1 protein-coding gene is annotated in these 241 nt (G+C 53.1%); it reads left to right on the top strand.

Going from position 1 to position 241, the window contains the following annotated elements:
- Window positions 1-54 precede the first annotated feature (54 nt).
- Window positions 55-195 carry a hypothetical protein gene (locus KZZ04_RS20645; protein WP_219424096.1) on the top strand — a complete coding sequence of 47 codons (141 nt, stop codon included), beginning with the start codon at window positions 55-57 and terminating at the stop codon, window positions 193-195.
- Window positions 196-241: the final 46 nt, after the last annotated feature.

Raw genomic sequence — 241 nt, forward strand, 5'->3', positions numbered from 1 at the left:
ATAGCGATAAACCTCTGCTGATGTATCTGGGATGAACAACCGCGTGGATTTGTTATGGCGGTCAAACAGGTGTTTGAAACATACGTTTACGACCTGGGGTTGTCAAGCAACGCACCGCAGCCGTTTGTCATGACGCGCATCAATGCCACGCACGGCAAGGCCTGCGGCGCAGTGCCACGTTTAAAAGGAGTTTAGAAGTTCAGCGAGATGTCGCAGGACAATGTGGGAGCCAGCGCCCACA

Origin of the sequence: Pseudoalteromonas sp. CR1, from assembly GCF_019392235.1 — a bacterium.
Taxonomy (GTDB): domain Bacteria; phylum Pseudomonadota; class Gammaproteobacteria; order Enterobacterales; family Alteromonadaceae; genus Pseudoalteromonas.